Genomic DNA, 24,536 nt, shown 5'->3' on the forward strand with positions numbered 1-24,536 from the left:
CCAGTTGTCATCTGCGTATGYAGATAACAACTGGATTTTTGCTGTTTGCTGCCTCGCGCGGATATAAGGGAACTAAAGTGCACTATTTCTTAAATTCGTTTCCCTACATCTTAAAATCAACGCTGTAACAACCTAAATCACGCCATTCCACTCTGATTCGCTACTGTTTATGATACGGGTATGGGTTGAATATAGCTAAATGAGGTGGCATCATGCGACGAGTGTCCAAACATAACATGAAGGAACAATTGGCGGGTTATTTGTTTATTTTGCCGAACTTTCTCGGCGTTTTTTTCTTCGTCATTCTACCTCTGCTTTTCAGTTTTATGCTGATATTTGCAGATTGGGATTACTTAAAGGGCTTTGCTGGGCTGAGTTTTGCTGGACTAGGAAATCTTGAAAAATTAGTAAATGACGTTTACTTATGGCATGCACTAAAGAACAATTTTATTTTGACAGGCGTAACGGTGCCCAGTGCAATGGCGATTGGTTTGGTTGTAGCTGTGCTGCTGAATCGACATGTTTATGCCAAAGGTTTATTGCGAACTTTGTTTTTCCTGCCCTATGTCAGCAGTTTGGTGGCTGTTTCTGTGGTATGGAGCGTGCTTTACAATGCTCAGGATGGTCCCATCAATGCCTTCCTAAGATCACTAGGGGTTGCCAATCCTCCTGAGTGGTTGGGGAGTACAGCGTGGGCATTGCCAGCTATCATCATTATGGTCGTGTGGACTTACATCGGATACACGATGGTGCTGTATATGGCGGGATTGCAGGGGATTCCAAAAGATTTATATGAAGCGGCTTCGATTGACGGGGCCACAGGGATGAGGCAGTTTTTCAAAATCACGGTCCCCATGTTGAAACCAACGACCTTCTTGATTGCTATTACACTGATTATTTCCACCTTCCAGGTTTTTGCGGTTGTGAATGTGATGACACAAGGCGGACCGGTCAACTCTACGATGGTTATTGCTTATCATATTTATCTCACTGCCTTCCAGAATTATAAAATGGGTTATGCGGCAGCAATGTCATGGGTTTTGTTCGTCATCATCTTTTCAATTACTTTAATTCAATGGCGCAGTCAGAAGAAGTGGCAGCAGCACTTTTAATGGAGGAGTGGGTTCGTAGTGGTATCTTTGCGAAAATTAAGCGTAACGCTTGTCATGTTGGTTTTGGGTGTATTGGTCTTGATCCCGTTTATCTGGATGATTTCTTCATCTTTCAAAATCCAAGCTGATTTATTCAAATACCCGATCAATTGGATTCCCAAAAATCCGATTCTCTCGAATTATGAAGAGGTTTGGGGTGGCAAATATAAATTTGCTCTGTTTTATTGGAACTCGGCCAAAATCACTTTCTTTACGGTTGTTGGCTCCATCATCACCAGCTCATTGGCTGGGTTCGCGTTCGCTAAATTGAACTTCAAGGGAAGAGATCTAATCTTCCTGATGTACTTGGCCACGATGATCATACCTGCTCAGGTACTGCTTGTCCCTAGGTTTATCCTGTTCGATCGCGTTGGCTTGGTGAATACCCATTGGGCCGTCATTTTACCGGGAATTTTCACCGTATTCGGAACGTTTCTGATGCGGCAATTTTTCAGTACAATTCCGAATGAGCTGCTTGAAGCAGCAAAAGCGGATGGAGCGGGATTCTTCCGGATCTATTGGCAAATTTGCTTGCCATTAACGAAGCCTGCCATCGTGACACTTCTCATACTGACCTTTACATGGCACTGGAATGAATATGAGAATCCGTTGATCTTCCTGCGTTCGAGTGAATTGTTCACACTACCGATAGGTCTTTCCAGTTTTGTAGATGAGTACGGTGCAAATTATTCGCTGATTATGGCTGCTTCGGTATCGGCGCTGCTTCCTCTCATCATCGTCGTAGCCATCTTCCAAAGATTCTTTGTTGAAGGCATTGCCAGCAGCGGCCTGAAAGGGTAACAGCAGCGAAATTTAATAAAGGAGTGATATCCGTGAATGAATTTACAAACGATTTTGATATTGTGATTGTTGGGGCAGGAGTAGGTGGCATTTGTGCAGCTTTAGCTGCTTCTAGATTAAACAGTAAAGTGCTCCTTATTGAAAAAATGAGTGAGATTGGCGGAACAGGCGTCCATGCCGCTATAGCTTTAGTATGCAAGTTTCGTGATCATGATGGAAGATGTGTGAACACGGGGATTCATAAGGAATTATTCCCGCAGGCCTACCAGAATACGGGCTTGACCTTTGATGAGGAAACGGTATCCAGCTATGATGAACAGGAATTAAAAGAAACCTATCATCGATTAATTCAAAAAGAGAAAAATCTGACTGTATGGACGGACTGCGAAGTGGACGCTGTACAGGTGGAAGATGGGAATATTCGTTCAGTGACGATCACTGGTTCTAAGCAAACGCGTGTATGTGGTCGCGTGTTCCTGGACGGGACGGCTGATGGGAATTTATCTGCATTGGCAGGAGCTGAGTTTCAAAAGGGGCGAGATAAAGATGGAAAGATGCAGATGGCGACGGTTACTTTCAAGCTGACTGGATTCGACCCCTCGCTGTTCAAAGTAAAGGATGTCACAAGCTGGGGCTGCTTTTTTTGGCTGGAAGAGACGCTCAAGCCCTATTATGTTGCGATGAAACAGAGAACGAACAGCACGAATATGCGTCAGGGCGTATTAGCATTTCCTTATCCAGATGGGAAGGCATTCCTGTTTAATTCGACTGCGATAAGCGATGTTGATCCCACGATTCCAGGATCCGTTGAACGTGCCTTTGAAATTGGCAAAGTTCAAGTGTATGAATTAGTTGAAGCGATCAGGGAGCACCCAGCATTTCGGGATGCGAAGATTGAGACTATTTTTACGAAGCTAGGGGTACGTGAAGGCCGCAGAGTTGTCGGCGACTACATGTTAACCGGAGAAGACTGTCTGCAAGTTCGCAAGTTTGATGATATGGTGGCGGCGTGTGCTTATGATGTGGATGTCCATGATCCAGATGGAAATAAAAATCACCAGGAGTATATGACGATTTTGCCGAGCCCAGGGTATTATCATATTCCTTATCGCAGTCTTATTGCGAAAGGATTTGGCAATCTGCTATTAAGCTCGCGCTGTATTAGTGGTTCTTTTGAGGCCCACGCTTCTTACCGTGTCATGTCAGGAATTAGCGCTATTGGCGAAGCAGCAGGCACTGCAGCAGCCTTAACCGTCAAATCTGGCTTCAGCGATGTTCGTATGATTTCTGCCGAAGAGATACGTTATATCCTGCAAACGCGAGGCCAATTCGTAGAAGGTCCTGTTAAGGAAACACATGTGTTGAATCAGTAATGAAAAAAGGTATATACGTGGCGCTAAATAAGGAAGGAGGTGACTTTATAGACGAGGTGTCGAGTGTTTTTTGAAAACGATTTACATTTGAAGGGAGATGCAAGGCAATGAAAAGAGTGATAAGTCGTCTAAGTTCTGCATGTGTGGTGTTTGCTCTACTAGCAACGTATGGGTTCACCCTGATCTCAGGAAATCAAGTGGCCCATGCAGCATCATTAACCATCGAACAAACTACAGTTGGGAACATTTTTTATGAAAGCGATGCCAAAACGTTTAAAATCAATACAGATGGGGACTCGATTGATTGGGTTTATTCCGATTATTGGAATAACACCGTACAGTCTGGAAGCCAAGCGGTAAGCGATGGAACAACCCTGCTAACCGTTAATCCTGGGAAAAAGGGATGGTTCAACTTAGTTATTACAGCCAAGCAGAACGGGAACGCTATTGCTTCCAAAGATACCTCGTTTGCGGTCGTTTCCAGTTTCGATCTGAGCCAAGTGGCGGATTCGCATTTTTCTGTACAAACGCATGCTGCTCGAACCGATCTTATTGCTCAAGATTCTGCTGCGCTGATACCGATTGCCAAGAAAATGGGAGTTAAGTATGTCAGAGATGCCTTGCGCTGGGGGGACATCGAGGATACGACGAAGGGGATTTATAACTTCAAATCTTTCCATGATGATTTCATGTCGCGTGTGGCGGCGAATGATCTCAAACCTTATATCACTCTGGCGTTATATAATAATTTCTATGACGAAGGAAATGCACCCACAAGTTTGGAGGGGAGAATGGCATTTGCTGAATATGGGAAGCAAGTATTGAGCAGATATCCCCAGATCGGACAGGTGGAGGTTTGGAATGAACCAGACATTCCTTCGTTTGGGAAGGGACTTAGTACTGAGGCAGAGAAAGCGGATTTTTACTTCAATTTGTTAAAAACCTCCTACGAACAAATTCATCCCCTTTTTCCGAATGTGAAAATAACAGGATTTGTCTTTGGTGAACTGGGATCAGACTCATTTTTGGAAGCGCTTTATCAAAAGGGTGCGCTGAATTATATGGATGAGTATTCGTTTCATTCGTATACGAGGAATCCTGAGGATTTTGTTAAAGATATCAACAGGCACAGAAATATGATGAAAACCTATAACAACAATCAAACCATACCTATCAATCTTTCGGAGACAGGATTTAGCAACTTTAATTTCGATGAGCATGTCCAAGCCAACTATGTGGCTCGAAGAATTGTCACTGCCTTGGCAAATGGGATCGAAAAAATTAATATTTATAATTTGCAAAATAAATCTACGGTTCCGAATGAATTTGAGGGAACGTTCGGCTTGATTCGGAATCCTGACGATGCCAAAGGTGCTTATGTTCCTAAGCCAGCCTATGCCGCTTATGCGACCATGACCCGTGAATTAACGGGAGCGGATTTCTTAACCACGGAGGATGTTGGACCTGGCATTTATAGTCATAAGTTTCATAATGCAACAGAAGATATTAGGGTCATGTACGCTCCTGCGGGAGCAGACCTCAAGCTGTATACTCACAGCAGCCTTCATGTCACGGACATCATGGGGAATACGGTGACATATACGCCAACGAATGGTTATGTACGGCTGCGGCTGGATGAAAATCCGATTTATGTAATGGGTGAGTTGGAGGCTCCTTATATCGAAGAGATTCCGCCGACGATTACCAATCCGATCACTCTATATAGTGGTTACAGCATGGGAGGCTATGCGGAAGTCAATGGGCCGCTTGGAACAGCGACTAATAAATGGGTAACCTCTTCCGTACTCAAAGGCTATAACGGCGGCATTTCGCGAGCAATTACGAACCCAACGGGCGCATCGGCCAAATGGACACCGAATGTGTCTGCGTCCGGACGGTATCGGGTTTCAACGTATCTTCCTGGAACGCCCGCCACTCCGGTGAATACCACGAAGATGGCTGCGTATTCAATCTATATCAACGGATTAAAACAGGAAACGAAAGCTGTTGATCAATTCTCTCAGCAGGGATCTTGGCAGGTATTGGGTACCTATGAGTTTCCAAGGGGAACAAGCAGTTATATCCTACTCGAAGACACAAGCACCGCACACGATCGACCTCTTCGGGCGGATGTCATCAAGCTAGAAGCCATTCCTGCAACAGGAATCGCTATGGATACCGATTCACTTAACATGAGTGTAGGAGATACGCATGCCTTCACGGCTGTGTTTACGCCTGCTGGGGCTACTGACCAAACGCTGGTTTGGAGCAGTTCGAACAGTCAAGTCGTGACTGTCGATGCCGAGGGGCATGCGAATGCGACAGGAGTTGGAGAAGCGGTGATTCGTGCCACGAATCCGTTAACTTCCCTGTATGCCGAAGCGAAGATCCAAGTAACGATGCCCGTCATACAGCAGGTTACAATCTATAGTAGCTATGGCACAAACGGAGGATACACAGAAGTGAGCGGGCCTCTGGGAACCGCTACGAATAAATGGGTGACGTCTACGGTTCTCCAAGGTTATAACGGCGGCATTTCGCGAGCGATTACGAATCCAACGGGCGCGTCGGCCAAATGGACGCCGACAATCACCCAGCCCGGACGATATAGGGTATCGGTTTATTTGCCAGGAACGCCTGAGACTCCGGCGTATACGACGAAAGCAGCCGAATACTCGATTTATATCGATGGCGTAAAGAGCGATTCTAAGATCGTCGATCAATCTACACTGCAAGGCTCATGGCAGGTATTGGGCAGCTATGATTTGCCGCGAGGAAGTGCCAGCTACATCACGGTCGAGGATGCGAATTCAGCTCATGACAGACCGCTTCGTGCGGATGTGGCCAAGTTCGAGTTTATTCCCCCTACGGGCATCAGCTTGAATACCCAGGCGCTTGATTTGCAAATAGGAGATACGTATCTATTTACGGCGGGGATAACGCCGAGCGATGCAACGGATCGAAATCTTCTTTGGAGCAGCACGAACAGCGATGTGGCAGCCATTGATGCCCGAGGACAGCTGCATGCTCTGACTGTTGGCAGTGCCGTGATCCGTGTCACGAATCCATTGACGTCCCTTTATGCTGAGACTGAGGTGAAAGTGACGTCGAATGATAAGACACCTCCAACAGAAGCAACCCTATCGGCAGATGTGATGTCACCAACCAATACCGATGTCATCGTAACGATCAGTTATCCGGCTGATGCAGTGGCGAATGAATACAAAATAGGAACAAACGGCACATGGACAGTGTACACAGACCCAGTTGTTGTTTCCGCAAATAACACGGTGTACGCAAGAGGAACCGATGCCGCAGGCAACGTATCCAATGTAACTCATTATGTAGTCAGTAATATCGATCATGCATCACCAACTGCAACAGTGGCATATAGCGTGGTAAACGTACTCGGTGTGATTGCCACAATCACACCGAGTGAAGCGGTAACGATTACGAATAATGGGGGTTCAAACAGCTATACGTTCAACTTTAACGGCAGCTTTACCTTCGAATTCGTCGATGCAGCAGGAAATCATGGCACGGCAACGGCAACTGTGAACAATATTGCAGCAAAAAGTAAAGCTAAACCGGGTACAGTGGAACTATCCGATGACAATGGGTATGATACCGGACTTCTGGACGGTAGTTACAATGTAACGATGAACATGTGGCACGGAGAGAATGGTAGAATTTACAAGCTTTACGAGAATGATGTTTTAATTGATACGCAAATTCTCACGGATAATTCACCAAACGCACAAACGGTAGTAACCGCAGTTTACGGCAAAAAGAATGGGACCTATCGTTACTTTGCGGAACTTACTAATGCATTCGGCACAACGACGAGCAGTACGCACGTTGTAACAGTTACGAAAGCAGCGCCGGATAAACCAGTTCTATCCCACGATAACTGGGATGGTGATGGCAATTTCAAAGTCAGCATGAACATGTGGTGGGGAACCAATGGCGGGGTGTATCATTTATATGAGAACGGTGTTCTTATCTATACAGAAGCACTGACCAATCATACACCTAATGCCCAATCATCAGTAATGACCGTGACAAATAGAGCAATAGGCAACTATGAGTATCGAGCTGAGCTTGTCAACTATGCCGGAGCCACATCCAGTGATACGATGATTGTAAAAGTAACGAAGTAAGCTTGATATAGGAACATAAGAGCTGAGTGGATGAGAACGATCCATTCGGCTCTATTATTTCTTTTTGCTAAGAAAATATTGACAATTAGCACGCAAGTGGTATTATATTCCAGCTAGTGTCAATTTATATGAATTTGGGAGGTATGTATTTGCAAGAACAACTGTCAACGGCGAACAAAATGGCATGGGAAACGAAAGCTTATCAGGCATGGGTTCATACTTATGGAACACCAGAAGAACTTGCAGAAAAATTGAAGCTAGAACACAAGCATTATTTGCGTTACTGGTTAAAGTACATGGGTGATCCAGCGGGAAAGCGTATGATTAACCTGCTTGGCTCACACGGTCGAAAGGCAATTTCTTTAGCATTGTTAGGTGCGGAAGTGACGGTGGTGGACATATCGGAAGAAAATCGATTGTATGCGATGCAGGTTGCTGCTGCTACGGGTGTCAAAATTGACTATATCTGTTCAGATGTATTGGATATTCCCAACGAAGAATCGCTAGGCCAATTTGATATCGTGTTGATGGAGTTTGGTGTTTTGCATTATTTTACAGACCTTCATGCTATTTTCAGCGTTGTCAGTCGTAGACTAGGGAAAAATGGTCGGTTTATTTTGACTGACTTTCATCCTTTCGCACGTGCATGGCTGAACACATACAACTTGCCGCAGCCAACCGGTAACTACTTCGATGATCGTATTAAAGAGGGGGAAGTTGCCTTTGCGAAATTACTGCCTGAGGATGAGCGCTCTGATTTAGGCAAGGTTTTAGTACGAGGTTGGACAGTCGGTGAGATTATAACTGCGATTAGCGCAGCAGGACTATGTATACGAACATTTGAAGAGATCGCCAGTAAGGCAGATCCAAGATTTCCAGAGTTCTACACGCTAATTGCTGATAAATTGGATATGGAGTTATCTCCGTTGTATCGTTGAAACCCACAGCCTATTGCTGTGGGTTCCTTTACGTTATTAGTCATTATATTTTCACCACTAAATATGGTTGCTATTCGCAAAATATTCACGCGTATCTTTGCGGGATTGAGGAGTTAACACGCGATCAAGTTCTTCGTTTAACCAAGTAAGCGACTTGTTACGGAGAACATTGCGCATACTATCTTCAGCTTCGCGCATGGTTAAGTTAATCAAACAGGGAGAAGCTTTAGCACATGCGGCGTAGTCTTCATCACGGCAAAGATAGCTATTATTTTTGATGTTCTTGCATTGAAAAATCGGAGTAGCACCTTCAACAGCTTCAACTACATCCCAAAAAGAAATATCCGCAGGCGACTTGGCTAATTTATAGCCTCCTTTTACACCAGGGACAGAGATTACGATGCCAGCTTTGGTTAATTTGCTAAAAATCTTCGAAAGATAGGTTTCTGAAACGCCTTGAAAAGCGGACAGCTCTTTAATCCCTATGGTTGAATCAGGAGGAATATCAATGAGATATACCAAGCAATGCAGTCCATATTCGACGCCAATACTATACTGCATCCCAACACCTGCTTTCAGTTCTATATAAAAGTTGCTATTAAACATCTTAGGTTGATTTAAACCCCTTGTCAAATAGGGGGATTTGGTGTTTTCAGCTAAAAGACCCATGATTTATCGTTGACAGTCATACGCGAAATGGTTATATTGTAGATACAATTAATCGACGATTAATCTTATCGGTGATATGACGAAGCTATATTTTATATCAACTGAAAATAAAGGAGTGTACTCACACATGGAAATCAGATTCGACTATACGAAAGCACAACCAGAGGCTTTTCAAACACTTTTAAAATTGGAAGGATACGTTAGGAAAAGTGGTCTTGACCACACATTGTTGGAATTGATTAAAATTCGCGCCTCGCAAATTAATGGATGTGCCTACTGCCTGGATATGCATACCAAAGATGCGCGTGCGATGGGGGAGACAGAGCAACGATTGTATATGCTCAATGCATGGCGTGAGGCTCCTTTCTATACAGAAGCAGAGCGGGCCGCGTTAGCATTAACGGAGGCTGTAACCAAAATTTCGGAGGCTGGCGTTCCGCAAGAATTATATGCGCAAGTTCGCAATCATTTCGATGAAGGCCAATTTACCAATTTAATTATGGCGATTAATGCGATCAACAGTTGGAATCGAATTGCGATTTCAACGGGTATGGTACCAGGAGATTATCAACCAGCGGCTCATAAATAATGAGATATCACATACTTCTATTTGATTTAGATGATACGTTGTTAGATTTTGGCGCTAATGAAAAAGATTCATTAAACAAATTGTTCCAGCAACATGGATATACGCTATCGGATGAGTTGTTTCGTGTATATAATTCCGTCAACAAACAGCTATGGACTGACTATGAAAATGGCAAAATTGCTTTAGATGATGTGCTAAACGCAAGATTTTCAGAAACGATGTTAAAGCTGGGGCACGTTGTGGATGGCGTTGAATGGGAAAATCAGTACAGGGAACTGTTAGGTAATGGAAATCAGCTTATGGAAGGTGCTTTAGAATTATGTCAGAGCCTATCTGCCTCCCATAGACTGTTTATTATCACCAATGGCATTACCCAAACTCAGATCAAGCGATTGAAGCTGTCAGGCTTATATGAATTTTTTGAAGGTATTTATGATTCTCAAAGCATTGGATTTGCGAAGCCAGCAAAGGAATTTTTCGATTACGTGATGAGTCAGATTAAAGATTTTAATAAAAAGGATGCACTGATTATCGGAGATTCATTAAATACCGATATAAAAGGCGGAATTCTGTCAGGCATTGATACCTGTTGGATGAACACGAAGTCACAGAAATACTCTACAGAAATTCAAAGCACGTACACGATCAAAAGTTTAGTGGAATTATATGAGATATGCACTCTTGCCAAATGATTGGTTACAGTTCATAGATTAAAAAAGAAGCTTCCAAAACCACACGTTCTGTGGCTTTGGAAGCTTTTGTATGTTAACAATGAGTAATCTCACAAATCTGTGTTAAAAAATGTTCAATGGAGAGCCACATCAGGAACAGTCCTCCTGAAACAATAAACACAGCGCCCGCAATAGCGATCCATATATGCGACTTTGATCTTCCGATTTTGTTTTTATGACCGGTATCCMATTCATCCGCAGGTTTTATATAACTCCCTCCGTTTCCTCATCGACCGAACTCACCCCGTACCGCGCCAAAGCTTTCGTCGCCGACTCCAGCATACGTCTTTTCATAAAATCCCCCTCAATAACACGAACACGCTTTCCGAGAAAGCGGATCTTGGAGAGGAGATACTCCATTTCATCGCCAAGAATAACTACCCTGACTCTATAGATATCATTCTCTGTATCATACGCAACGTCTTTCTCAAAACTGGAGAGGGCATATAGAATACGCGACAGCTCTCTATTGTAATCACGAACGACTTCAAGGACGGCTTCGCCTTTCCGAGCATCCAACGCATTTTTAATTTTCACCTGGATGCTGTCTGCATCCATAGTCTGCAAAGCCTCTGCAGTGACACTTGTAATCTTATCTAGTTTAGTACGCATGATCATGTGATGCCGAAAATCATACCAGAGCAGGTACCATTCCCTTTTGACCATGGAATATTCTAATTTATAGGGCAGCCCGGATTGGTCTGCATGGATGCGTCCGCGTTTAATCTCATAAGTTAAGCGTATTCCACTTCTCTCCGTAATAAACCTACGTAAAGTTCGCAGGAGCGGGTGGTAGACCTGTTTCTCTCTACTGCGGGCTTTTTCAATGAGATGGTCAGAGGTATCCATGACCGGATCTTGTTGCAGGATAGCGCGCAGCTTACCCAACGTATCAGGTGTGAAAGCCTCATCCGCCGCAGGATGACAGAGCATTGTTTTCAGCCACGCTCTCTCGTGCGAAGTGACCATGAACGTACCGGAATCCTCTAGCCGGGAAATAATTTGGTAATTAAAAATCTTCTCAAACAGATTCATAATAAGCCTGAATCTCCTTCCATTCGGCGATCATTTCCCTGCGGAACTGAACAGGCTCGAGTATTTCACAGCTAGACCCGAAGCTGCGCAGCCAAGGCTTAATTTCTGTTGTCCCGTTAACTAGGATCTCATAGATGAAAGAATGCTCATCCTCCTGCACGATTTGTCCCCATTGGCCCTGCAGCAGCACCCGCTCCCGAACAAAGTTAGGCGCAGAACCTTCTGGGTTGTAAAATCGGGCACGAACCGTCACAGGTTGCCCCGTGTCAATCAGCCAGCTATACTGAATTTTCGCATGAAGCTCGTTCAACTTGTACTCAAAGACATCTTCGTCAACGGATTCATCTTCTTCGATTTGCGTGATCCCTTCCAACCGATATTTCCGAATTCCCTCTCTGCCATTTGCAAGAAGATACCAGCGTCCGTATTGATGATCGTAGACGACCTTCAACGGGAGCGTTTTCTCCACTTTTCCGTTCGTATCCTTCTCGAATAACGGGTTGGTGTTCTTGGAGGCGTAGCTTTTTTCAGACTTGGGTGAAAAATATAAGAAACGTACCTTACGACGGTTACGGATCGCACTCAGGATCGTGAACAAATGCGCTTCATCTAAGATTCGGGAATAATAGTGATACTTATATAAAAAAGGCTCAATCGCCAGCTTCTCAGATTGTTGTCGAAGAATATGCTTCTTCAAGCCATCGCGCAGCAAATAGCCCTGAACAGAAGGGACTTGCGTGTTCGCCATGACATMAATGAAATCATATACATCATAAAGCTCTTCGTCCGTCAGTCCGTGGATCAAATCGTTTTGGATGCGATAGCGATAGGGACGAGCACCTGTTTGCCTTGAAATGACACCAACTTCTTCCAAATACTTCAGATCAGAACGGATCGTTTTCTCATCGGGTAAGGATAGATCGGAAGACTGATTGGTGCAACAGATGTCTAACAGTTCCATGGCTGTTAAAGCTTGTTCGTTCATAGCGGCCAGCAGCAATGAGATTCTCTGAGATTCCGATTCCTTCAGTGACTTGGCTCGAAACAAGAATAGGAGCATCGGATCGGTGGACTCGTAATAGCTGAAGCGAATCGTTTCGGCGAACTCCTTGCGCTCCTCCTGCGGTAAGTGCTGGTACGTGGAGCTTACGATTTCTTTTAACCGTCGGATCGTCTTGTCAAAAGTATGGATAGAAATGCCCAGTCTCTCTGAGAACTGCTGTCTGTTGTAGGCACCACTCGTCAGCACGAGCATGCGCAGAAACTGGATTTCCTTATCAAAGCTTTCCTTAGCCACGCTACTCCTCCGTTCAATTTACATCATATTTCCATTGTAACAGGGGATGGAATTGGGCGAAATGGTAAACTTTCTCTGTTGTCGTAATACTTTTGCCATGTTCGGAGGGGGAGAAATGAGCGAAAATAAGTACATAAGAGGGTTACATGTACCAAAGGAGGAAGTCAAATGTTAGATGTCCATCAACAAATCCTAGAAGAATTGAAACGGATCGAGAAGGACGAAAGCGTCCGCATCTTGTATGCCTGTGAATCAGGCAGTCGAGCATGGGGATTCCCCTCTAAGGATAGCGATTATGACGTAAGATTTATATATATAAGACATGTGGAGTGGTATCTGTCCATTTATGAAAAACGGGATGTCATCGAGCGACCGATCAGCGATATGTTGGATATCAATGGCTGGGACTTGAGGAAGGCTTTGAATTTGTTTCGTAAATCGAATCCGCCTTTACTAGAGTGGTTACAGTCTCCCATACCGTATATGGAGAATTTCACGATAGCGGAGCAAATCCGTGGCATTTCGCCACTCACTTTTTCGCCGAAATCTTGTATGCATCACTACCTACACATGGCCAAAGGAAATTATCGGGAATATTTGCAGGGTGATCATGTCAAAATCAAAAAGTATTTCTATGTTCTGCGCCCGATCTTGGCCTGTGAATGGATTGAGAGAAACAACACCATGCCGCCCATCGAGTTTCAGGAACTTGTCGATAGCCTAGTGCCGGCGGGCAGTCCGCTGAAGGCGGCTATTCAAGAGCTGCTTGTTCGTAAAATAGCAGGTGACGAGATGGATTATGAGCCAAGAATCAATCCGATTAATGAGTTTTTAGAGGCGAGAATCGCCTACTATGATCGTACCGCATCCACGATGCAGGTTGGTGAGGGTGGTCAGGACGGGCAGTTGGATGAGTTATTTCGTACGGCATTGAAGGAAGTATGGGGATAGGGGTTACAATCTTGGAATAGAGGAGCTGAACAACATGGCTTATCAAAATATTAACGGTGTACGCGTCTGGGGGCAGCCTGATGAGGGCGCTTTGTCACAAGCAAAAACATGTTCAGAAACAGGAAGAGTCGTTCAGACGCTTCTTATGGCTGATCATCATAAAGGGTATAGCCAGCCGATCGGCGGGGTTGTTGTTTACGACGGTCAATTATCGCCATCAGGCGTAGGTTATGATATTGCTTGCGGGAATAAAGCCGTAAGAACGAATCTAATGGCTACTGATATAAAGCCTCGCATGGCAGGCATGATGGATCAAATTGCACGCAAAATTTCATTCGGTATCGGGCGTGTGAATAATGAAAAAGTTGATCATGAATTGTTCGATGACTCAGATTGGGATGTTTTTAAAGCAATCGGTAAACAGGAGCACGACAAGTTGAAGGCATTAGCTCGAGATCAACTCGGTACAGTCGGTAGTGGGAATCATTTCGTAGATGTATTTGAGGAAATGAGCACGGGCCGAGTGTGGGTGGCGAATCACTTTGGCAGCCGCGGGTTCGGTCATAAGACAGCGAGCGGTTTCATCAATCTGACGGCTGGCCGCGACTTTCTGGGTAACGCACCAGGTGAGAAGATGGATCAACCACCGATTCTTTTGGATTTGTCGAGCGAGCTGGGAGACATGTACTACAGAGCCATGAAGCTGGCAGGGCGCTATGCCTATGCGGGGCGAGACTATGTGATGGAGCAAGTGTTGGCTATTTTAGGAGCAGAAGCGGATTTCGCGGTGCATAATCATCACAATTTTGCGTGGAAAGAGGAACATGGTGGTCAAGAGACGATAGTAGTACGTAAAGGGGCTACGCCTTCCGCGCCTGGGCAACTGGGTTTTATCGGTGGCAGCATGTGCGATATCTCGGTGATCGTCAGAGGGAAAAATACAGAGGAGAATCGGGATGCTTACTACAGCACGGTGCATGGCGCCGGCAGGGTGATGAGTCGGACGCAAGCTGCAGGTAAGATGAACTGGAGAAACCGCACCCGAAGCGGCGGACAAATTTCACCAGATCGCATGATGAATGCGGTCAAAGATTACGGCGTGGAGCTCCGCGGAGCGGGAACGGACGAAAGTCCTTTTGTCTATCGGAAGCTGGAAGATGTGCTGGGCGCGCATGAGGAGACGATTGAGGTGCTGCACGTGTTGAGGCCGATCGGTGTTTGTATGGCTGGAGCGGATGAGTTCGATCCGTATAAGGATTAAGAGGAAGGCCGGTGGGGAAACGGCAAAGTTAAATGCTGTAACGGCAGATTGAACGAGACGAATTCGACGCAAGTGGTGCTGTTAGTGATGAAAAACATCACTACAGTAGATGGAATGGGGCGAATTCGACGAAAGTGGTGCTGTTAGTGATGAAAAACATCACTATAGCAGATAGAATGGAACGAATCGCCCTCTCACTAACGAAAAAAGGCAGTCCCCAAGTAGCAACCTACTTCGGGGACTGCCTTTACTTATTCAACGCATCCTCTAATTCCCACGTATCACCAATACCGCTCACCTTGTAACAAGAACCCTCTAGCGAAATGCAAGCTTCCAACTGGAGCTGCGGAAAGGTTAACAACCAGCTCTCCTCGTTGTTCTCATACTGAATAGGAAGCACCTCATGCAGGTGCCGGATGAAATCGAAGACATTCGTGTCATCGCCTGTCCCCCGCTTGAAATCAACCCAATGACCTGTGACCTTTCGATCGTTCACCGCGGTGAGGAGATCCATAAGCCAAGAAGGAGCTGACCCCGCTTCATCAAGCTCGTTCTCCGTAATGTGTTCTGCTAGAGCTTGCTTATTGATCTGCTGAGACTCGTCAGCAGTCAATGCAACTGCCAGCTCATTTAACACCTGACTCAATTTGTTCACTGCAGATGACTCCATGCCATATACCTCCTAACTTACTGGAAACATCGTATTGATTTTCAATTTGCCATTGTCTGGCTGAATATCTAATTGGACCTGATCACAAGTGACCTCTGTGCCATCGCGGAGATAGCCGACCCCTGCACCTGGAACGCTGATGATGGTACCCATGCCGACGAGTTTTTGTTTCGGTGCATTTTTGCTCACCAAAGTACTGTAAGCACTGGTGAACGCGGCCTTATGTTTATCATCCGAAACGAATTTCGAAGCGGCTTTGCCCGTTGGTACTTTACTCACCCGACCTGAAGGTGCGGTACCGCTTTTCAACCGTTCACGTTGTTGCTCTTCCGTAGTATGTGCGCCGTGATCGGCATAGGAATGCCCACCACCAGCATCGTATGTACTCGGATCATTAGCATCCAATCCGTCGTATAGGGTGGCAGCCACCTTTTGAATCGTATCCGAAGAGGTTGATGCTTCTCCACTTACTAAACTATCGTTGTCCGATCGCTGCATTTGCATACGTTCTCCGCCCAAATCAGATGCTTTCGCTCCCATATGATCGGCTTCGGATTCTAACCCGTGATCATCATTTATGGCGACCCCGCCAGCTTGCTGCGTAGGTGCGACTCTGCCTTGACGCTGTTGGACAACATGCCAAGCCTCATGCGGCAAATGCTGCTCTTGACCAGGTCCTACATGGATGTCATTCCCTTGTGCATAAGCTAAGGCTTGCAATTGAGCAGGTTTATCGGAATTGTAATGGACTTTAACGGAATCCATGGACATACCAGATAGGTTTTCAACACCTGATTTGAGCTGATCGGGCATGCCTGTATTATTTTTTTTAGTCTGAATAGTCTTCTCGGATGGTGTTGGAGATTGAGATTGAGACTGAGACCTAAATAATTGAGCGACGGCGCGATTTCCGATGGTTCTCTGTAGTTGTGCGATATGTGAAGTGGAAAAAGGGGACATGCGATCCGCTGATCCAGTTTGTTTAACGGAGCTGTTCGTTGTGGTCTGTTTATCGTGTTGTTCGGACGATTGGTTATTTTTCAATTGTGACAGATAACTCATGAATAAATTCACCGCCTTAGATAAATTACCTAACTTCCAACAAATTTCCTTTAGTTTCCTTTTTATTTTAAGGGGAAAGTTACCATTGGACAACAGTTCTAAAGTTGCGTTTATTCGAGCGACGATGTGCTGCTGCTCTCGGAAAACAAAAAAAGACTATCCTTTGGGGACGGCCAATTTCATTTAACAGGAAAGCAGGAGATGCTCTGCTGTGGGCAATTATATGTTGTTTTTTCGGCAAATTCAGACAGCGGACCTCTGGGAAAGAGCACAATTATAGATATCTCAGAATTTTCAGAACTGAGCAAATACTCCCTTGAGCACCGCCTCGAACAAGCTAATATAAATATATTATGAAATAGTCCAAAAGAAGCAGGAATTTCTCAGAGAATGTCGAAAATTTAGTTGTTTTCACATTTACATCACACTTTTTTTACAATTCGTTCACAATTATGTTTACAGATATGGAGTTGTTAGCAGAGTGTATCTTATCGACCGAATTAATCGAATCTACCAGCGATACAAAGATTACGAATGGGTCTATATTCTCCCCCTTGTTGTGCTTTCACTTAAGAGGAAATTAGAGTACTTTTTCTTTATCCTGCACTCGGAGAAGGGACTTCCGAAATCGGAAGATTCGCAATGGTATCTGAATTACGCCCACTCCCTATTAACAGATTTCAAGCTTGGCTTACATATGAATGATCTTCTTTACTTGGGCTATAACCTCATTCTCGCCATATTAATAGGTGTGTTTAAGGAAGAACATATCGTTGTTTTTATACAAGCTGTAACAACTGCATCGTGTGTGATCTTGGTTTATCTCATCACACTTCGCTTATTTAACCGAATTACCGCAATTGTAGCTTCGTATTTCTATGCAACATCTTGGCACATTACGGTTTGGTCGATGTACATTCTTTCGGATAGTTTATTTATGAATTTAGTCCTGCTGAATGTTTTCCTTCTTCTAAAAGCACTTGAGAATAACAATAAAATCATGGGTTCGTTATTCCTCTTATCTTCGCTCCTCATGCTCGTATTCCGGCCAACGGGTGTCCTGACACTTGCATTTATTTTCATCTATATCGTGCTGAATATGAAGCGAGATCAGCCTATCGCTTTCCTTAAGAGGCATAGATATAAGTTTGTATGCGCTTTACTATTCGTTTTCGCAGCTATTGGCTTTCTTATATTTGCAGACAAATTGAATCCACTTCTCACATCTCTTCAATATAATGCGAAGTTGGTTTTATACAATATTTATGCCAAAGGGTGGATTTATGATAACCCTTCGGGTCATGACTACGCCTATCGTCCCGATTATCGCATTGATATTTTCGGTAGTTTGATCCTAAGCTTTCTTATTCATAATTGGGATCATGTGTTGTTGTTATATGGCAGAAGAGCGATCGCGTTTATTGGCTGGTGGGTATGGAAGACGGATATACAGAGTCTGGCTGGGATGATTAAATTTTGCAAGGATATCGTCCCAACCCTTCTATTTCTATTCGGGACTTACGCTGCCATCAGGAACAACATATTCCGAAAAACATCGATTGTTTGGTTAGTTATTGCGTCGATATTCCTATTTTGCATGGTGTTGTTCATAGATAGTATGTATCGCTATAAGCTGCCTGCGTTGCCCTTTATTTGTATCGTCTGCGGGTATGGTGTCGAGAGACTGATCCGCATAATCCTATTCTTCATTAACAAATTTGGGGGGAAGTTGCTTCAATGGAACAGAAACAAGCACTCATTGTGATCCCGGCCTATAATGAGCAGAACAATATTCTAAAAGTAATCAGGGATGTACGTGAGAATCTTCCTAGCTACGATATTCTCGTTATTAATGATTGCTCGAAGGACAACACGTCTGCGATTGCCAAGCAAGCAGGAGATGGCGTCAAAGTTGTGGACCTCTCCTATAATTTGGGGATTGGCGGCGCGGTGCAAACGGGCTTCAAATATGCCGAGAAGAACGGTTATTCCTATATGGTCCAAATTGACGGCGATGGTCAGCACCTTCCCAGCGAGGTGAATAAGTTATTTACCTATATGACGGAAACGGGGGCTGATATGGTCATCGGCTCAAGGTTTCTAGATATTAAATCGTTCCAAACGACGTGGACAAGGCGCCTTGGTATTAAAGTGTTCTATTATTTATTTCGCTTGTTAATTCAGACGAAGATTACTGACGGAACCTCAGGGTTTCGTATGTATAATCGCAAGAGCATAGAGCTGTTAAGCCAATTCTATCCTGACGATTACCCAGAACCAGACGCTATTATTTTGATTAGCAAACATGGACTTCGCATCGGCGAAATCGGCGTTGAAATGAGAGAACGTGAACACGGTGTCTCATCCATAACCCCGATCCAAAGTCCCTATTATATGACCAAAGTGATTATGTCGATCTTATTCTCTTTTACAAGGACAAGGACGAGGTGGTAGGGATGCTAACGAGTGAACATCATCTGTATAGTGTGCAATTAATGGGTGTCGTCTTCAGTTTAATTCTCATGAGTACCGTATTTATGATGGTAAGGGCTAGAAGACTTCGGGAGAAATATGCACTGGTATGGTTTGTGATTGGCATATTTACGTTGATTATGTCCATGTTCACGAATTTGATGGAGTGGTTCTCTAAACTACTGGGCATCGATTATGCGCCATCTGCATTTTTTGCCATTCTGATCGCTTCTGCCTATCTGCTCCTGCTGAATACGAGTATAAGTATCTCAGGTTTAAAACTACATAACAAAGCGCTTACCCAAGAACTGGGACTAACGAAGTTAAGGCTAGAAGAGCTTGAGAAGAAGAGCAATGAGGAGGAAAGATCATCAAATATATCATGCTAGTTGCTAGTGTACTCATGACCGTTGTGGCGAGTACCTTGCTTAAAATAGGTGGTCGAGCTGTCAATTTCGAAGGCGGGATTATGGCTATCGCGATAGGTTACATGACGACACCGTTGATTATAACCGGCTTTGCTTTTTATGCGCTGGCGGCCTTCATCTGGATTTATTGCCTGTCCCAATTTGACCTCAGCTATGTGACTTTCGTGTCAAGTATTCAATATATTTTTATGATTCTCGTTTCAATTATGATTTTCCATGAACAGATTAGCGCCATGAAGTGGGCGGGATGCGTGTTTATTATGATTGGTGTCATTTTATGGTTGAGAGGATAGTCTGCATGTACCGTTGTTTGCCCTATACCGAAGACATGAAGGAAGACTGGGACAGGCTGGCATGGTCTCAGGGGACCATTTTTCATACGTTGTCATTTAGGCAGATTCTGCTCGAGACGTTTGGTTATCAATGCTTGTATCATGCTGTGGTTGATCAAAATGGCCAGATCTGCGCGTTAATTCCATTAACGAGCGGTCGCAACTTAGGACTCAAGCAGGTGGGCGTTTCACTGCCCTTTGTCAATTATACAGATGTGTGCGCTCTGAATGAGGAAGCCTCGCAATTTGCGATTGCCGCAATCGGGCTGCTGAAAGAGAAATATCGTCTCCATTACATCGAGTTGAGATTTAAGAACGGGACGATTCCAGGCGAAGGCAAGCAACTGTCTCAGATGTTGACGCAATTGGATACAGCCCATGGTCAACGAAATGAGATCAATCACACCTTCGTGCTGCCATTAACCAATGAGGATGAGGTTCTATGCCTCTCCACTCGCAATAATCGAAACCATATCCGGAAGGTTTACAAGAACAACTGGTTTCAGGTTTCTTATGATAAAGGGAATCTAGCACGGTTTCATAAGGTGTATGTTCGGCGGATGAAGCAGTTGGGTTCACCCGCGCAGGATATTCGCTTTTTCCAAAGATTCCTCGACTATTTGCCCGATCATGCGGTGCTGCAAACTGTCCTAGATGCAGAGACAGGTGAGGTAGCTGGTGGGATGCTGCTCTTAATAAGTCCGGGGGACTCCACACTTTATTATCCTTATGGTGCGAATCTGACGGAGTTCAACCACAAATATCTGAACAACTTTATGTACTGGGAAGCCGTGAAATTGGGGATAAGAAGCGGGCTGAAGCAGCTTGATCTCGGTCGTTCACAAACCGGTTCAGGCACGTATAAATACAAAGAACAATGGGGGGCTGCTGCCGAGCAGCTCACATATGTCGTGATGGGCAGCACCAATAAAGAGGCGGGGCCACCAGATAAAGAAAAGCTTCGCTTTTTCATCGAACTCTGGAAGATCATGCCTAACATGGTGACGGAGCCAGTAGGTAAGCAGCTCATTAAGTATCTAATGCCGTAACGAACAAACTATAGGAGTCACTACAAACGGGGGAAATAGCGCATGGCTAATCTTAGCTGGAAGCAGTATTTTGACAAGAGGGCAGAAGTTCATGGAGCTTCCGTACAATCCTCTGACTACTATAATGAGGAAAGTTTCTTTCTGCAGCGAAATCATACATTAGGTTGGCTTGGAGAGCTTAACGACAAAGAAATTTTGGATGCCGGCTGTGGCGTAGGTGCATTTAGTGAGCCTCTTGTTGGGTCAAATACGGTCTATGGGGTGGATTTTTCGGAGAGAAGCCTTGCCTTTGCTGCGGAAAGAGGTCTTCGTACATCGTCGGATGACCTAACAGCGCTACACTTTGAAGAGGGGAAGTTCGACCTCGTGCTGTGTATTGGTGTTATTCAACTGATCGAACAGTATCGGGCGGTTATTGCGGAATTGGCTAGGGTGACGAAGCCGGGAGGGACGCTGCTCATTGAAACTTTGCACCGCAAGTCATGGCAGAGGAAATTGCTCCGATTGTTCGAGAAAACCAAAAAATTCGATCGCATGTACGCTATGGATGAATTAAAGAAAGTGTTCATAGAGCACGGATTTGAGCATATAGAGTTCTTAAAGATTTATCATCCCTTCCMCTACGTTTCGAAAGGAAGCGCAGAGTGGAACGTGCACGATCGGTTGTGCACATCATTCGCCATCAAGGGGAGTAAGAAGCATGTCTAATTCTTCCAAACAGATCACAAATCTACTCACTTTTGACATTGAAGAATGGTTTCATGCGAATTATGACCACGTGACACCAGATCGCACGAAGGGTTCTAGTTTCCGAGCCCATATGGATACCTTGCTTCAGATGTGCAGCGATGCGGGCTGTAAAGCGACTTTTTTCACACTTGGCTGTATTGGAGAGGATTACCCGGATATTGTGAAGGCCATCGCGCGTGAAGGTCATGATGTCGCCTCGCATGGGTATGCCCACGAATTAGCCTATAAGCAAACCAAAGAAGAGTTTCGTGCGGATGTCCAGAAATCTCTTGATATTCTCGAGAATCTAACAGGTACGAAGGTACTCGGATATCGGGCGCCGTCATGGTCGATCGTTGAAAGCAACCTCCACTACCTTGAAGTATTAGAAGAGCTGGGCCTCGTGTATGACGCTAGTATTTTTCCTGTAAAAACGTTTCTTTATGGGATCCCTTCAGCAAAGACGGAGATTCATAAACCAATCGTGAATGGTAGGGAACTTAATCTCTACGAGGTTCCGATGTCTGTGATGCGCATTGCTGGTAGAAATGTAGGATATTCCGGCGGTTTTTATTTCAGATTTTTCCCCGAATTCATTATTCGCAAAGCCATTCAATCAGCCAATCGCCGAGGGAAGAGTTCCATTGTTTATTTGCATCCACGCGAAATTGATGTGAGGGAACATAAGCTGGAGCTTCCCAGCAAGGAGCATTTTATTCATTACTACAATATCAAAGGTACCCAAACTAAGCTTGCAAACATGTTGGAGGCCTTCTCTTTTACGTCCATTTCGGAGCATTTGAACAATCAGTATAAATGATGAATATATAAGGTATCCGTTAGAAGAAATAGTTACAAGTTGCTCAGACATACATTAAGGAGTACATTTATGTATTGAAATGGATGCTCATGTAGGAGTAAAGGAGAACGAAATCTATGACGTATACCTCTAATCGAAATAAATTAACGGACGTTAGCCGCACTCTGGCTAGAGTTGCAATAGGAGAAGAAGCTGCCCATCTTGTTATTCAAAATGGTACCTTAGTCAATGTGCATTCCGGTGAGCTGATTGCCCATATGGATGTCGCGATTGCTGCGGGACGAATTGCTTTCATCGGAAAAGCTGATCATACGATCGGGGACAAGACGGTCGTAATCGATGCGAAAGGGCAATACATGGTGCCGGGCCTGCTGGACGGCCACATGCATGTGGAAAGCACGATGCTTTCCGTGACGGAATTCGCCAAAGCGGCGATCGTCAAAGGGACGACGGGGATTTTCATGGACCCGCATGAGATTGCGAATGTGTTTGGCTCAGAAGGGGTCAGACTTATGCATGAAGAGGGGCAGCAGCTGCCGCTCAAAGTGTTCACGACCTTCCCTTCTTGTGTGCCAGCAACGAATGATTTGGAAGATGGCGGCGCTACCTTAGAGGTCGCTGATATTCAAGCGGGACTCCAGTGGGACAATGTGGTGGGACTAGGTGAAGTGATGAACTTCCCAGGTGTTGTGTTCGGGGACCCCAAAATGTTCGGAGAAATCGAAGCTACACTGCAAAGTGGGAAGACCGTTACGGGACATTTCCCGAGTGACGATGATCGTATGCTGCAAGCCTATATCGCATCTGGCGTTACGTCGGATCACGAGACGGTAACCCGAGAGCAAGGGCTGCATAAAGTTCGCATGGGGATGCATCTCATGATTCGGGAAGGCTCTGCGTGGCATGATGTCAAAAAGGTCATCAAGATTGTCACCGAGGATGGTGTTAATACATCCAATATTTCGCTCGTTACCGATGATGTGAATCCGCAAACACTCGTGAAGAAAGGGCATCTCAACCATGTGGCACGACGCGCGATGGAAGAAGGCGTTCAACCAGTCACGGCGATCCAAATGGTCACGATCAATGTGGCGCGATATTTTAAGCTGGAGCATGATGTGGGATCGATCACACCTGGGAAATGTGCGGACATCCTATTGATGGAAGATCTGCGGAAGATGGAGCCTTCTCTGGTCATTACAGATGGTCAAATTATTGCGGAGCAAGGGGAACTGGCTGTCGAATTCCCTGTGTTTACGTACCCGGCTCATATCCGCAATTCGATGAATGTGAAGCGGGAGCTGACGGCGGAGGACTTTAAGCTTAGGGCGGCTACGGAGCAGGAGAAGACGAACGTCAATGTGATCCGTGTGATCGAAAATAGTGCCAGAACCGAGAAGATGACAGCGGAGCTCGCGATTCAACAAGGGATCATCCTGCCGGATGCAGCGCAAGACATTGTTCGCCTGGCTTGTATCGAGCGGCATCAAGGTACAGGCCAAATTTCACTTGCTTTTGCCCATGGCTTTGGCGTGAAGTCTGGCGCGGTGGCCTCTACGGTGGCCCATGACAGTCACAATCTGCTCGTGATGGGGATGGATGAAGCAGATATGGCGTTCGCTGCGAATGAGCTTGTGAAGCTCGGCGGCGGCATGATTGTTGTGGAAAATGGCAAAGTGCTGGCCCAGGTCCAGATGACCATCGCTGGCCTGATGTCAGAGAAAACACTGCCTGAAGTCGTCAAGGAAGTCGCCGAAATGGACAAAGCGTGGCAACACATCGGCTGCTCCATGAACGCGCCGTTCATGACGTTTTCCCTCATCGCGCTGCCAGTGATTCCGGAAATTCGCATTTCGAATCGCGGGCTGGTGGATGTGACTCAGTTTAAGCTGATTGATGTGGAGATCGTCTAACAAATCAATACAATTGGAAACCCTTTCTGAACATTAGAGCATTATTCTAATGTTCTTTTTTCTATGGCGTTTCCAGTATTTATAATGGATTTCAAGAAATAGGGC

22 protein-coding genes are annotated in these 24,536 nt (G+C 45.0%); 17 read left to right on the forward strand and 5 right to left on the reverse strand.

Annotation, left to right across the window (positions count from 1 at the left end; genetic code table 11):
- Window positions 1-221 precede the first annotated feature (221 nt).
- From AB4114_RS12485 to AB4114_RS12505, 5 genes are all read left to right on the forward strand, one after another.
- Window positions 222-1,112: a carbohydrate ABC transporter permease gene (locus AB4114_RS12485; RefSeq protein WP_441988758.1), complete on the forward strand. Its 891-nt coding sequence runs from the start codon at window positions 222-224 to the stop codon at window positions 1,110-1,112.
- A gap of 18 nt (window positions 1,113-1,130) precedes the next feature.
- Entirely contained in the window at window positions 1,131-1,952 is an 822-nt protein-coding gene (locus AB4114_RS12490; protein ID WP_441988759.1) for a carbohydrate ABC transporter permease, read from the forward strand.
- A gap of 32 nt (window positions 1,953-1,984) precedes the next feature.
- Window positions 1,985-3,325, forward strand: a complete 1,341-nt coding sequence (locus AB4114_RS12495; protein WP_441988760.1) for an FAD-dependent oxidoreductase — start codon at window positions 1,985-1,987, stop codon at window positions 3,323-3,325.
- Between the two features lie 107 nt (window positions 3,326-3,432).
- Complete coding sequence (locus AB4114_RS12500; RefSeq protein WP_441988761.1) at window positions 3,433-7,485, forward strand: golvesin C-terminal-like domain-containing protein; 4,053 nt, start codon at window positions 3,433-3,435, stop codon at window positions 7,483-7,485.
- 149 nt (window positions 7,486-7,634) lie between these two features.
- Complete coding sequence (locus tag AB4114_RS12505) at window positions 7,635-8,423, forward strand: class I SAM-dependent methyltransferase (protein ID WP_441988762.1); 789 nt, start codon at window positions 7,635-7,637, stop codon at window positions 8,421-8,423.
- A 57-nt stretch (window positions 8,424-8,480) separates the two neighbouring features.
- Here AB4114_RS12505 and AB4114_RS12510 read toward each other — a convergent pair whose 3' ends face one another.
- Window positions 8,481-8,984 carry an Rrf2 family transcriptional regulator gene (locus AB4114_RS12510; RefSeq protein ID WP_441988937.1) on the reverse strand — a complete coding sequence of 168 codons (504 nt, stop codon included), beginning with the start codon at window positions 8,982-8,984 and terminating at the stop codon, window positions 8,481-8,483.
- A gap of 235 nt (window positions 8,985-9,219) precedes the next feature.
- On the opposite strand from AB4114_RS12510, the gene AB4114_RS12515 reads away from it, so the two are divergent.
- Together AB4114_RS12515 and AB4114_RS12520 are read left to right on the forward strand one after the other, a co-directional pair.
- Complete coding sequence (locus AB4114_RS12515) at window positions 9,220-9,681, forward strand: carboxymuconolactone decarboxylase family protein (protein ID WP_441988763.1); 462 nt, start codon at window positions 9,220-9,222, stop codon at window positions 9,679-9,681.
- A complete protein-coding gene (locus tag AB4114_RS12520; protein WP_441988764.1) occupies window positions 9,681-10,373 on the forward strand; it encodes a YjjG family noncanonical pyrimidine nucleotidase in 693 nt (230 codons plus the stop codon). Before AB4114_RS12515 ends, AB4114_RS12520 begins: the two co-directional genes overlap by 1 nt.
- A 243-nt stretch (window positions 10,374-10,616) precedes the next feature.
- Here the strand turns inward: AB4114_RS12520 and AB4114_RS12525 are convergent, their stop codons facing one another.
- Window positions 10,617-11,447 (reverse strand): WYL domain-containing protein, encoded by an 831-nt coding sequence (locus tag AB4114_RS12525; protein WP_441988765.1) that lies wholly within the window; start codon window positions 11,445-11,447, stop codon window positions 10,617-10,619.
- Window positions 11,434-12,744, reverse strand: a complete 1,311-nt coding sequence (locus AB4114_RS12530; protein ID WP_441988766.1) for a helix-turn-helix transcriptional regulator — start codon at window positions 12,742-12,744, stop codon at window positions 11,434-11,436. The genes AB4114_RS12525 and AB4114_RS12530 overlap by 14 nt, the downstream gene beginning before the upstream one ends.
- 168 nt (window positions 12,745-12,912) lie before the next feature.
- Here AB4114_RS12530 and AB4114_RS12535 point away from each other — a divergent pair, with 168 nt between their 5' ends.
- Together AB4114_RS12535 and AB4114_RS12540 are read left to right on the forward strand one after the other, a co-directional pair.
- Window positions 12,913-13,695: a nucleotidyltransferase domain-containing protein gene (locus tag AB4114_RS12535; RefSeq protein WP_441988767.1), complete on the forward strand. Its 783-nt coding sequence runs from the start codon at window positions 12,913-12,915 to the stop codon at window positions 13,693-13,695.
- Window positions 13,696-13,729: 34 nt separating this feature from the next.
- Window positions 13,730-14,956: an RtcB family protein gene (locus AB4114_RS12540; protein ID WP_441988768.1), complete on the forward strand. Its 1,227-nt coding sequence runs from the start codon at window positions 13,730-13,732 to the stop codon at window positions 14,954-14,956.
- Between the two features lie 247 nt (window positions 14,957-15,203).
- On the opposite strand, the gene AB4114_RS12545 is transcribed toward AB4114_RS12540, so the two are convergent.
- Together AB4114_RS12545 and AB4114_RS12550 are read right to left on the reverse strand one after the other, a co-directional pair.
- Window positions 15,204-15,626 (reverse strand): hypothetical protein, encoded by a 423-nt coding sequence (locus tag AB4114_RS12545; RefSeq protein WP_441988769.1) that lies wholly within the window; start codon window positions 15,624-15,626, stop codon window positions 15,204-15,206.
- Window positions 15,627-15,638: 12 nt separating this feature from the next.
- The gene (locus AB4114_RS12550) at window positions 15,639-16,688 is read right to left on the reverse strand and encodes an eCIS core domain-containing protein (RefSeq protein ID WP_441988770.1); all 1,050 of its coding nucleotides are present in this window, start codon (window positions 16,686-16,688) and stop codon (window positions 15,639-15,641) included.
- A 481-nt stretch (window positions 16,689-17,169) separates the two neighbouring features.
- Here AB4114_RS12550 and AB4114_RS12555 point away from each other — a divergent pair, with 481 nt between their 5' ends.
- From AB4114_RS12555 to ade, 8 genes are all read left to right on the forward strand, one after another.
- Entirely contained in the window at window positions 17,170-18,453 is a 1,284-nt protein-coding gene (locus tag AB4114_RS12555) for a glycosyltransferase family 39 protein (RefSeq protein ID WP_441988771.1), read from the forward strand.
- The gene (locus tag AB4114_RS12560) at window positions 18,426-19,142 is read left to right on the forward strand and encodes a glycosyltransferase family 2 protein (protein WP_441988772.1); all 717 of its coding nucleotides are present in this window, start codon (window positions 18,426-18,428) and stop codon (window positions 19,140-19,142) included. The genes AB4114_RS12555 and AB4114_RS12560 overlap by 28 nt, the downstream gene beginning before the upstream one ends.
- 2 nt (window positions 19,143-19,144) lie before the next feature.
- The gene (locus AB4114_RS12565; RefSeq protein ID WP_441988773.1) at window positions 19,145-19,549 is read left to right on the forward strand and encodes a DUF2304 domain-containing protein; all 405 of its coding nucleotides are present in this window, start codon (window positions 19,145-19,147) and stop codon (window positions 19,547-19,549) included.
- Window positions 19,543-19,881: an EamA family transporter gene (locus tag AB4114_RS12570; protein WP_056608847.1), complete on the forward strand. Its 339-nt coding sequence runs from the start codon at window positions 19,543-19,545 to the stop codon at window positions 19,879-19,881. The genes AB4114_RS12565 and AB4114_RS12570 overlap by 7 nt, the downstream gene beginning before the upstream one ends.
- A 5-nt stretch (window positions 19,882-19,886) precedes the next feature.
- Window positions 19,887-20,969: a GNAT family N-acetyltransferase gene (locus AB4114_RS12575; RefSeq protein ID WP_441988774.1), complete on the forward strand. Its 1,083-nt coding sequence runs from the start codon at window positions 19,887-19,889 to the stop codon at window positions 20,967-20,969.
- 42 nt (window positions 20,970-21,011) lie between these two features.
- On the forward strand, window positions 21,012-21,677 hold the full coding sequence (locus tag AB4114_RS12580; protein ID WP_441988775.1) for a class I SAM-dependent methyltransferase: 666 nt from the start codon (window positions 21,012-21,014) through the stop codon (window positions 21,675-21,677).
- Window positions 21,670-22,518, forward strand: a complete 849-nt coding sequence (locus AB4114_RS12585) for a DUF3473 domain-containing protein (protein ID WP_441988776.1) — start codon at window positions 21,670-21,672, stop codon at window positions 22,516-22,518. The genes AB4114_RS12580 and AB4114_RS12585 overlap by 8 nt, the downstream gene beginning before the upstream one ends.
- Before the next feature lie 116 nt (window positions 22,519-22,634).
- Window positions 22,635-24,431 (forward strand): adenine deaminase, encoded by a 1,797-nt coding sequence (ade, locus tag AB4114_RS12590; protein ID WP_441988777.1) that lies wholly within the window; start codon window positions 22,635-22,637, stop codon window positions 24,429-24,431.
- Window positions 24,432-24,536 lie beyond the last annotated feature (105 nt).

The sequence above is a fragment of the Paenibacillus sp. 2RAB27 genome, from assembly GCF_052115445.1.
GTDB lineage: Bacteria > Bacillota > Bacilli > Paenibacillales > NBRC-103111 > Paenibacillus_E.